At 33.8% G+C, this 11,343-nt stretch carries 8 protein-coding genes; 5 read left to right on the top strand and 3 right to left on the bottom strand.

Annotation, left to right across the window (positions count from 1 at the left end):
- Together LBP67_10520 and LBP67_10515 are read right to left on the bottom strand one after the other, a co-directional pair.
- The coding region (locus LBP67_10520) for a glycoside hydrolase (protein MDR2085413.1) at positions 1-1,475 on the bottom strand (1,475 nt) is incomplete at its 3' end.
- A 138-nt stretch (positions 1,476-1,613) separates the two neighbouring features.
- Positions 1,614-2,267 carry a rhomboid family intramembrane serine protease gene (locus tag LBP67_10515; protein ID MDR2085412.1) on the bottom strand — a complete coding sequence of 218 codons (654 nt, stop codon included), beginning with the start codon at positions 2,265-2,267 and terminating at the stop codon, positions 1,614-1,616.
- Between the two features lie 246 nt (positions 2,268-2,513).
- Between LBP67_10515 and LBP67_10510 the strand changes: the two genes are divergently transcribed.
- The 5 genes from LBP67_10510 to LBP67_10490 are packed head-to-tail and all read left to right on the top strand — an operon-like array spanning position 2,514 to position 8,210.
- Complete coding sequence (locus LBP67_10510; protein ID MDR2085411.1) at positions 2,514-4,085, top strand: S41 family peptidase; 1,572 nt, start codon at positions 2,514-2,516, stop codon at positions 4,083-4,085.
- Between the two features lie 26 nt (positions 4,086-4,111).
- Positions 4,112-4,573 (top strand): DUF1573 domain-containing protein, encoded by a 462-nt coding sequence (locus tag LBP67_10505; protein MDR2085410.1) that lies wholly within the window; start codon positions 4,112-4,114, stop codon positions 4,571-4,573.
- Between the two features lie 6 nt (positions 4,574-4,579).
- Positions 4,580-5,779 carry a pyridoxal phosphate-dependent aminotransferase gene (locus LBP67_10500; GenBank protein MDR2085409.1) on the top strand — a complete coding sequence of 400 codons (1,200 nt, stop codon included), beginning with the start codon at positions 4,580-4,582 and terminating at the stop codon, positions 5,777-5,779.
- 12 nt (positions 5,780-5,791) lie between these two features.
- Positions 5,792-6,988, top strand: coding sequence for a DUF1343 domain-containing protein (locus LBP67_10495; GenBank protein MDR2085408.1), 1,197 nt, complete (start codon positions 5,792-5,794; stop codon positions 6,986-6,988).
- 1 nt (position 6,989) lies between these two features.
- Positions 6,990-8,210 carry an ABC transporter permease gene (locus tag LBP67_10490; protein MDR2085407.1) on the top strand — a complete coding sequence of 407 codons (1,221 nt, stop codon included), beginning with the start codon at positions 6,990-6,992 and terminating at the stop codon, positions 8,208-8,210.
- A gap of 123 nt (positions 8,211-8,333) precedes the next feature.
- Here LBP67_10490 and LBP67_10485 read toward each other — a convergent pair whose 3' ends face one another.
- Positions 8,334-10,616: a TonB-dependent receptor gene (locus LBP67_10485; GenBank protein MDR2085406.1), complete on the bottom strand. Its 2,283-nt coding sequence runs from the start codon at positions 10,614-10,616 to the stop codon at positions 8,334-8,336.
- Between the last annotated feature and the right edge of the window lie 727 nt (positions 10,617-11,343).

Raw genomic sequence — 11,343 nt, 5'->3', positions numbered from 1 at the left:
GTTGGGGTTTCTGAGAATAAGTCATAACTAACCATATCAGGATCAGTTACCCAATTGGTATCAAATCTCCACTCTTCATAAATTTCATTAAATACATAAGAGCATAAGAAAATTCTTTTTGCATAATAAGTACTACCACCTGCTGAAAGCGGAGCTGAATCATCAGTAAGTGAAATAGCAATAACAAGCCTGTCTGCACTTACCTGTGTCATGGTAATGTGAGTAATAGGACCTGTACAGCGGTAATATGTAAGACCATCAGTAGTCTCGCCAAACCATGAACCGTCACCATCAAAGTCAAAACCGTAAGCAAGAATACATCTACCGTCTTGTAAATATTCGGGGTGTAACTCAGCATGAAGAGCATCATATTGGTTATTAAGATCTGTAAAAGGATCTAATGTTTCGTTCCAATAGAAAGAATGTCCGAGAGCTGGAAAATAAGAACTGCTACCACCTGTTTCAGTAACTAAATATCTGTTTACATTAAAAGCAATATGACAATTACCGTTATCATCAATCACAATATTTCCTGAACCGTTAGGTGCATATAAAGTATCTGTATAAACCATAGTATTATAATTATAGAATGGTATCGGATGTTCCCAAGCAATTATTTTTTCCCATGTGTCGCCATCATCTTCTGATTTCATGATAACAAGGTCAGCAAAATTTGAAAACATAGCAAAAGCAATTACACCGTTATTTGGTTCTGCCCAAACATAATCATCGGCAGAAAAAGCTATTGTACTGTAATAATCAGAACCGATAAGTTCCGGAGTTTCACCTTGAGGAGCCCAAGTTTGTCCACCGTCTTTTGATCTTGAATAATAAACATGGTTTTCCATAGGAGTTCCACTTGTTTGGTGACCTTCGAGTACATGTATTGTGCCATTGTTTACACAAGCACGCGGCCATGAGTTTGAAGTACTTGAAATACTTTGTGTTACTAAACTCCAGTCACCGGTACCTACTTGGTCACGTTTATGTAAACCGATACCAGAACTGTGAGAAACCATGATTTCTCCGTTTTCATAAGGAGCATAACTCGGCCAACCTGCGCGGTAACCTTCAATTCTACCTACATCATCCGGGTTAATAGACCATCCCCATGTTTGATCCTGTAATTTGGTCCAATAGGTAGAAAAAGAACCTCTGTCATTAAATGCAGCAGCTTCCATACCACCTGTCCAGGTAGCAACAATACTGCCGTCATCATATCTGTAAAACCTGTTTGCTAAAGAAGAATTACTTTGTAAATCATAGTAAGTATGACCGACTTCTATTTCTTGAGGAGCTAAAGCAACAGATTTTGTTGAAGGAGCAACCTTGAAAGGCATTTGAACATTATTAGTGTTGCGATTGCTCATTTCTACTGCTTTGTTAAGGACTTCGTCTGGAACTCGTGTTTTTGTTTGCGCCAAACTCGCAATGGCAATTAAACTTGCCATAAATAGTGTAAAAAACTTTTTCATAATAATTTAAATTAATTGTTTATTAATAATTGTTTGATAAAAAATCTTTTTTTAAAATCATGCAAAAATATGGTTTTTTTTTGTTTCACACAAGAAAAAATTAAAAAAATATCATATTATTCTCCTATTTAAATGGATTTATGTATTGTTTTGAATCTCCCACCATCTGTCTTCATCATTATTTTCGTCTTCCTCATCCCAGTTATGAATAATTTTTTGCGGGCCTTCATTCTTATAAAATAATGCTATAATTACTCCACAGACTGCTCCTGATAAATGAGATTCCCAACTTATGTTTCGTTCAGGAAAAAAATCGGGAAAAAATCCCCAAATAAAACTACCGTATAGAAATATTACAATTAAAGAAAATGCTGTCAAGTCTTTCCTTTTTCTTAACAGAGCACTTGTTAAGTGAAAAGTAATCAATGCATAAACTATACCGCTGGCACCAATGTGAACGGAATGTTCCCTCCCCATTAACCAAGTCATTAAACCAGTTAATAACCACGATAAAACAATAACTTGATATGAAATATCTTTATAAAAGTAAAATAAACCTGTTGTTAAAACAAATAAAGGGACACAATTACCGATAAGGTGTTTGAAATCAAGATGTATAAAAGGCGCAGTAATTATACCTATTAAACCTTTTATATTAAGAGGTATTAATCCGTATTCTGTAAAAGAAATATTAAACAAAATCTCAATAAATTTTACCATACATATTATAAATACCAAGATCGTCGGAACAACCATTGATAGGAGTAAAGATTTTAATTCTGCTTTTGCCACTATTGCTTTTGTTTTTGCAAAGATAATTTTTTAAGTTAGGAATTAAGAATTAAATTTAAGAATAACTGTGATAATTTGTAAATATTAACATTGAATTTAGTCCTCATTAATTTGAGATTAGAATTAATAATTATGATAGCTAAATCACACATTATTAGCAATTAAGTGTTAATTATTAATTAAATTATCAATAGTTAATTGTTAATTATCAATTGTTTTGTACTTTTGTAAAATTTTTCGTTGATTATGCATAAAAAAATATTTAGAATATTAATATTTGCTATGTTGTTTTTCGTTTGTGATGATATATACTGTCAGTCCGAAAAAGCGAAAGAACAACTTAATAAATTTAACCGTGTTTTTCAAACACTAAATTTTTATTATGTAGATTCTGTTGATAATGAAAAAATAATTGAAGCTGCCCTTGAGGCAATGCTTAAAGAATTGGACCCTCATAGTGCGTATCTTGATGTTGAGGAAGCAAGGGCATCTAACGAGCCTTTACAAGGAAATTTCGAAGGTATTGGCGTTCAATTTCAGATGGTTGAAGATACTTTATTGGTTATTTCACCTATTGCGGGTGGTCCGTCTGATAAAGTAGGTATTATGGCAGGTGATAAGATTGTGGAAATTGATGGACAGAATGCGGCAGGGAAAGATGTTACGTCCTCATGGATTCAAAAACAATTAAGGGGGCCGAAAAATACTACTGTTGATGTAAAGATCCTTAGAAAAGGCGAGCCGAAATTACTTGATTTTACTATTGTCAGAGATGTTATTCCGGTTTATAGTATTGACGCCAAATATATGATTGATGATGAAATCGGTTATATCAAATTAAACAGGTTCTCTCGCTCAACAATGGATGAATTTCATGAAGCATTAAGCAAGTTGAAAAAAGAAGGTATGAAAAAATTAATCCTCGACCTTAGAAATAATTCCGGTGGATTTCTTGATGTTGCTATTTCTCTTGCCGATGAATTTCTTACTGAAGGAAAACTTATTGTTTATACCGAAGGAAGAATGGCTCCGCGTTCGGATGCTATTGCTACAAATAAAGGCGATTTTGAAAAGGGTGATGTTGTTGTTATGATTAATGAAGGCTCTGCTTCCGCAAGTGAAATACTTGCCGGCGCAATTCAGGATTGGGATAGAGGAACAGTCATCGGTCGCCGTTCATTCGGAAAAGGTCTTGTGCAAAGACCGTTTAATTTGCCAGATAGTTCTCAGGTGCGAATTACTATTGCAAGATATTATACTCCAAGTGGAAGATATATACAAAAGCCTTATGATGACGGCAAGGATGAGTATTTTAAGGATATTTCAAACCGTCTGAAGCACGGTGAACATATTCATCAAGATAGTATTTCATTTCCAGATTCTTTGAAGTATTATACTGCTTCCGGAAGGGTTGTTTACGGCGGCGGCGGAATTATGCCTGATATCTTCGTGCCTTTTGATTCCACAATGTATGATGATTTTACTAAAAAATTCATTTCTAAAGGCATTGCAAATAAATATTCTATATATCTTATGGATAATAGTAGAAAAAGTTTATTGAAACAATATCCTGATAAAAAATCCTTTATTGATAATTATAAAATATCGGATAAAGACATAAAAAAAATATTTGAGTTATGTGAAGAGAACGGCATAATTATTGATGAAAATACACCAGTCGAATTAAGTCCGCTCGTGGTTGCTCAATTGAAAGCTTTTATCGGAAGAAATCTCTATGATACAGACACTTTCTATGAGGTTATCAATAAAATTGAACCCGAATTTAATACGGCAATCCGAATATTAAAAGAAAAATAATTTATATAATTAATTAAAATTGCTCTATGAAAAAGTTATTTGTTTTAATGAGTATGATTGTTGCATTTTCAACAATCACTTTTGCTCAAGATAATGCAAAAGATGTTAATCCTCATGCACCTTATATGGATTTTGACAAACTTGTGCATGACTATGGTAAAATTATGGAAAACGGCGATGGTAATTGTGTTTTTACCCTCACTAACACAGGAAAAGAACCGTTAATTCTTACAGATGCTAAATCTACTTGCGGATGTACTGTGCCGGAATGGACTAAAGCTCCAATCCTTCCAGGTAAATCAACTGAGATTAAAGTTAAATATTCAACTAACAGAGTAGGTCCAATCAATAAATCAGTTACAATTGTTTCCAACGCTTCAAACAGTCCTGTAGTTTTACGTATTAAGGGAGAAGTTGTAAAGAATGCGGCTGATCAACAATTGCTCAATAATAATGTTAACCCGGGCGCAGTTCCGGTAAATAATTAATTTAATATGCCAAAAATATCTCAAAAGGGACTCAAAATGCCCGCTTCTCCTATTAGAAAACTCGTTCCTTATTCTGATGCTGCAAAAAAACGCGGAATCAAAGTTTATCATCTAAATATCGGTCAACCTGATATTGAAACACCTGAGGTAATGCTCAATGCATTGAAAAATTACAATGGTAAGGTTATTGAATACAGCCATTCCGCAGGTAATGTTTCTTACAGAAAAGTTTTGGTCGATTATTATAAATCAATAGGTATTGATATTACTGTTGATGATATTATCGTTACCGAAGGCGCATCCGAAGCTATTATGTTTGCTATGGAAACTTGCCTTGATGAAGGTGATGAAATTATTATTCCCGAACCTTTTTATGCTAATTATAACGGATTTTCAATCAGTAGCGGAATAAATGTAGTTCCTATTGTATCTCATATCGAAGACGGATTCGCTCTGCCGCCTATTTCGGAATTTGAAAAAGTTATCACTCCGAAAACCAAAGCTATAATGATCTGTAACCCTAATAATCCTACAGGTTATCTTTATTCCAAAGAAGAATTGGAAACACTGAGAGATATTGCTATAAAATATGATCTTTATATTTTCGCAGATGAAGTTTACAGAGAATTTTGCTACGACGGAGCTAAACATTATTCCGTGATGCATCTTAACGGTCTGGAAAATAATGTTATTCTCTTTGATAGTGTGTCGAAAAGATATTCGGCTTGTGGTTTCAGAATAGGTTGCATGATTTCTAAAAATAAAGAGGTGATGAGTACCGCAATGAAATTTGCACAAGCAAGATTAAGCCCGCCGTCATTCGGACAAATTGCTGCTGAGGCATCTCAATATGTCGAAAAAGATTATTTCGATAAGATTATTAAAGAGTATGATGCTCGCAGAAAAGCCGTTTACGAAGGAATTGAAAATATTCCCGGAGCATACTGCCCAATGCCGAAAGGTGCTTTCTACATAGTTGCCAAGTTGCCTATCGATGATTCCGATAGATTTGCTCAATGGCTTTTGGAAGATTTTGATTTCAATGGCGAAACGGTGATGTTGGCTCCTGCTACAGGATTCTATTCTACTCCTGGCTCCGGTAAAGACGAAGTGAGAATTAGTTATGTTCTTAAAGTAGAAGATCTTAAAAAATCTATGATCTGCCTTAAAAAAGCTCTCGAGGTTTATCCCGGCAGAACACAATAAATACTTCCCGGCATGAGAATAAGATTTTTTAAAAAAATGAGTTTTACTCATATAGTCTTAGTCTCATGCTTTTTTTTGCAGATTAATGTTTACGCTCAAAATGCAAAAATAGTTCCCGGTGCGGAACGTACAGAACTTTATCTGAATGATTTAAAAAATAAATCAATAGGAATTGTAGCTAATCAAACATCAATTTTTAAAGATAAACATCTTGTTGATGTTCTACTTTCGGAAAAAGTTACTGTTACAAAGATATATTGTCCCGAACATGGTTTCCGTGGTGATGCCGGTGCTGGGGAACTTATTTCCGACAATAAAGACGAGCTTACCGGTTTACCGATAATTTCTTTATACGGAAATAATAAAAAACCTACTCAGAAACAACTTGAAAATATTGATGTAATGCTTTTCGATCTTCAAGATGTTGGAGTGAGGTTTTATACGTATATATCCACATTGACTTATGTTCTTGAAGCTTGTGCCGAAGCGGATATTCCGGTTATTATCCTCGACAGACCGAATCCCAATGCGCATTATATTGATGGTCCGGTACTTGAGGATGGTTTCGAGTCTTTTGTTGGAATGCACAAAATTCCTGTTGTTTATGGGATGACTATAGGCGAATACGGATTAATGGTTGTTGGTGAAGATTGGATTTCTCCTAATTTTCATGATAAGAAAATGGTGAAAGTAATTCCGGTGGCTAATTATACTTACAGCTCCTATTATGAATTGCCTGTGGCTCCGTCTCCTAATCTTCAAAATATGAGTGCAATATGGATGTATCCTTCACTTTGTTTTTTTGAAGGAACTTGTGTTTCGGTTGGAAGAGGAACCGATTTTCCTTTTGAATTAGTCGGTCATCCGGATCTTTCAAAAGGTGACACAACCTTTACTCCGCGGAGTATTTCGCATGCAGCTCCCAATCCGAAATTAAAAGATAAGGAATGTATCGGATATAATCTTGTCGGACAAGGGTACGAATGGCGAAATTCTATTCACGAATTGAATTTTGATATTCTTATTTCTTGTTATAAAGATTTGAAGAACAAGGATAAATTCTTTATTCCATTTTTTGATAAACTTGCCGGAACATCAAAACTAAGAGAACAAATCGAAAATAATGCTGATATTGATACTATAAGAGCAAGTTGGCAAGAAGATATAAGTAACTTCAAGATTATCAGAAGTAAATATTTGATTTATTGATATGAAAGCCTTTTCTTTTATTTCAAAGAAGATTTTGAAAATCAATAAAAATGATTATTCCGGAAATATTGTAAAAATTGCAATAGGCACAATTACTTTGGGTGTTATTGTAATGTTGATGGCAGTTTTTATTGTTACTGGATTTAAAAATCAGATCGAAAAAAAGATTGCAGGTTTTGTGGGTCATCTCAGAATTTCGAATTTCGATTACAACGAATCTTGGGAATCAAAGCCTATAGAAATTGATGCCGAATATATCAGTAATATTTCAAAAGTAAAATATGTTCAGTCGGTTAATGAATATGCTTTAAAAGCGGGTATTCTAAAAACAAGCGATAATATTGAAGGAGTTGCTTTTAAAGGAATAGGAGCCGATTTCGATTTCAATAATTTCTCGGGAGAAATTATTGAAGGACAAATTCCAAAATTCGATAATGGGAAAAATAATGATTCGATAGTTATTTCCAAAATTGTTGCAAATAAGTTGAATTTATCCGTTAATGATAAAATTGATGGATATTTTCTCTATGACCAGAGCCCGAGAGTTAGGAGATTTATCGTAGCTGCAATTTATGAATCCGGCTTTGGCGATTATGATAAGACGTTTATTATTTCGGATATAAATATAATCAGACAACTGAATAATTGGACTGATACACAATCGAATGGATATGAAATATATTTGAATTCACTTTCCGATATTGAGATTGCTTACCGGCAAATTCTTCCCCTAATGCCGTACAATTGCAAATTGCAAACGGTTTATGATATTAATCCGCAAGTTTTTGATTGGCTTTCATTGCAAGATGTAAATGTTGCCGTTCTTTTAAGTGTTATGAGTATTGTTTGCATTGTTACTATCATTTCCGTATTGATAATAATTATTATTGAAAGAACATCAATGATAGGGATTTTGAAAGCTTTGGGAATGAACAACCGTGAAATACGTAAAATATTCTTAGTAAAAGCGGCATATATAGTAGGTATCGGCATTCTTATCGGCAACGCTCTCACATTAATTTTATCTTATCTTCAAATAAATTTCAAAATCATTTCCTTACCTCAGGAATCATATTACGTGAACACTGTTCCGATAGAAATAAATCTATGGCAAATGGTTTCGGTAGATATCGGAATATTTCTAATTTGTATGTTAATTGTGATTATTCCAACGGCATTGATATCAAAAATAAATCCTATTCAGACAATAAGGTACGAGTAGAGAATTTAGAAAAGGAAGAATGCAGAAATTAATTTATAATTGAGAGATAGAATTAATATTAGTTTCTACATTCTTATGTTATTCCAAAAGTTGGAATTTTAAATCCTGAAACCCAATTTAACCTTACATCATAAATTTCACTCCTACAAAATATGTTCGCGGTAAAGAAGGTCCGTAAACATATCCGGCATCTCTATCCATTCCGTAATCAAAATCGGATTGATAGCTATTGAAAACATTTTGTACTCCGGCGTTTAATTGTAATATTATATTTCCGCTGAGAGTAAAATCGTAAGACAATTTAACATTCATATCAAAAAAATGCGGTGTAATAACTTCAGTATCTTTTTCTACATAACCGGCGAAATGTTGTACAAGCATATTACCGGTATAAATTCCGGAAACAGCAACAACAAAACGATTTTTCAATGCATAATCTAAAGTAATAAATCCGTAATGATCAGGAGTGCGAAACATTCGTTTCTGAGGTTGGAGTTCCGGATTCTCGGACCAGGTCTCCGGATTTTTGTATCTGCTTTGTTGATAAGTATAACCAAGTTGCATACCGATATTATACGGAAAAGTTGCTTTAAACTCTGCATTTAATCCGCCAACATAAGCACCGGAACCGTTAATCCTTTCCAAAATTATATTGCCATGTTCGTCGGTACCGGATTCTTGCAAGATGAAAACATCGTTGATTGTTGTATAAAAACCTTCAAGCAGTAATTCAATTTTAGTTTTATTGAAGGTTTTGCTGAAGTCAGCGGAGCCGCTTATACTGTGGGAATATTCGGGACGTAAATCCGGAGCTAATTGAATTAAGGTAACGCCACCGCCGACAGCAGTGATATGAAGGTCTTCATCAAAAGCTTGCGGAGCTCTAAAGCCGGATGCATAACTTACTCTTAACGACATACTTTCTAATGGAGAATAACGAACATTTGCACGCGGACTGAATATTACATTGTTTATCAAATTATGTTTATCAATTCTTGTACCTATTAAAATGCTGATTTGCTTGTTTTTCCATTCATTCTGTAAAAAAGCACTCACAATTTGAACTTTCTGGTTAATAATTCGGTTATAGCCGAGCATTTCATCGTTTAAAGTATTGTACGTATATTCGGCACCAGCCATTAGTTGCGCCGGCATAAATAGAAATTTATTGAAAGAAATACTATATTGTCCGCCGCTTACCCAAATAAGTTCCGAAGTCTTTCCATAGGCATTCAAATCTTTACCTGCTCCATAATAACTGTCTCTATCAACATTTTGTATGGAAGAATACAAGCTGAATCTCTGTTTTTCATTTCTCGAAATAAAATCATACTTTATATTTCCGCTATGAATATTATATTCGGTCATTTCGGCAACATTAACCTCATGAGGTTGTAAATCAATACTATCGCCACCGCGTCTGTACTCATTAGTAAAATGATACTCCAAAGTAATTTTAGATTTATTATTAATAAGATAATACGAATTCATTCCAATATTTGTACCTTTAAGCCTACCAATCTCCGAATACCCGTCGTTATTTGCATCATATTCTTGTCTGTTTCGCACAGTACCGAAAATATAACCGCCGGCACGGCGATTTTGTGATATCATTGATGCGTTTAAAGTAGTATTATTATCAATAGATTTGCCGCCGATTAGGCTTGTATTATTTGAAACAGTAAATGTATTTCTTGTCGGTTCTTTTGTTATTATATTTACGATACCACCTATTGCACTGGCGCCGAAGATTGCGGAACCGCCGCCACGAATAACCTCAATGCGTTCAATCATATTAGTAGGGATTTGTTCTAAGCCGTAAACACCTGCTAAAGAGCCGATAACAGGGCGACTATCTATTAGTACTTGCGAGTAATGACCTTCGAGCCCGTTAATGCGTACTTGTTGAAACCCGCAATTTTGACAATTAGTTTCAACCCGCAGTCCAGGCTGATAATTAAGTGCTTGTCCGATATTACACGAATTCGTATTTTCAAAAACTTTGGGAGTCATAACATTTACGAGAGTAGGAGCTTCACGTCTGGACGTTTCAATCCTGTTTGCCGAAACCACAATTTCGTCAAGAGCAATAGCTGATTTCTCTATTTCGAAATTTATTTCAATAGTTCTACCCTTTTTAATTTCAATTTCAACCTCTTCCGTTTTATATCCCATGTAAGATGTAAAAACAATTTGCCTTCCTTCCGGAACATTGTTTAGAAGATAATGTCCGGACCCGTCTGTTGTTGTTCCGATAGTACTACCTTTTATGCCAATTGATACATATAATAAGTGTTCTTTTGTTTCTTTATCAAGCACATGCCCGATGATATTTGAATCTGTTTTTTGTGAAAATAGTAATAATGAATTAATTACTAAAGATATAACTATATATATTTTTTTCATACGAATATAATTTGAATTTTTTATCGTTTATTAGTTTGTTGCGTGAGTCAAGCATAGCTAACACATGACTCTAATAAAAAATGAACAGGGTGTAATGAAACCGATAAATGATATTCCCGTTGCCGGTATTATTTTAATTTTAGATGTTGTTCGCATCAATCGGTTTATTAGTTTAGGTAACATTTTACCATTATATTTCATTTTTAGTTTTATTAATATTAAAAATTATCTTAACTTCTTAATCTATATAAGAGATAAATTAAATTATTCATAATTAGATATTGTATCTTGCAAATAAACAGGAGATTATTGTTGCTGATTAGAATTGGTTAAGAATTTGGATTCTCTAATAATCACAATAAATACCTAATCAAGAATAAATTGAAAGTGTGATGTGGAAATTTTATAAAGTAAAATATTCTGGCGGTGGACGAATTGTAAAACTTAACGAATAACTTTCAATAACAGGCTTGTTAATTAACGAGCTGAAGAATCTTTCCGAAAATAAAAAGGGAATATCATCTATAAAGGAAAACAAATTTATATTCTCAACATAATAATGTGAAAGTATGGTGATGTTTTCAAACTCGTGCTTGGTATGATCGTGTTCTGCTTTATTAAATGGGTGTGAGTGGGTGTAGATTGTACTTCTGACAATATGTGTATGATAACACATATTACTTGCCGCAAAATAGCTCAGAAATAATACTGATAATAATATAACAAA

This window comes from Bacteroidales bacterium (assembly GCA_031276035.1).
Taxonomy (GTDB): Bacteria; Bacteroidota; Bacteroidia; order Bacteroidales; family BM520; genus RGIG7150.
The sequence above is the reverse complement of the archived record's forward strand: the minus strand, read 5'-3'. Positions and strand labels throughout refer to the sequence as shown.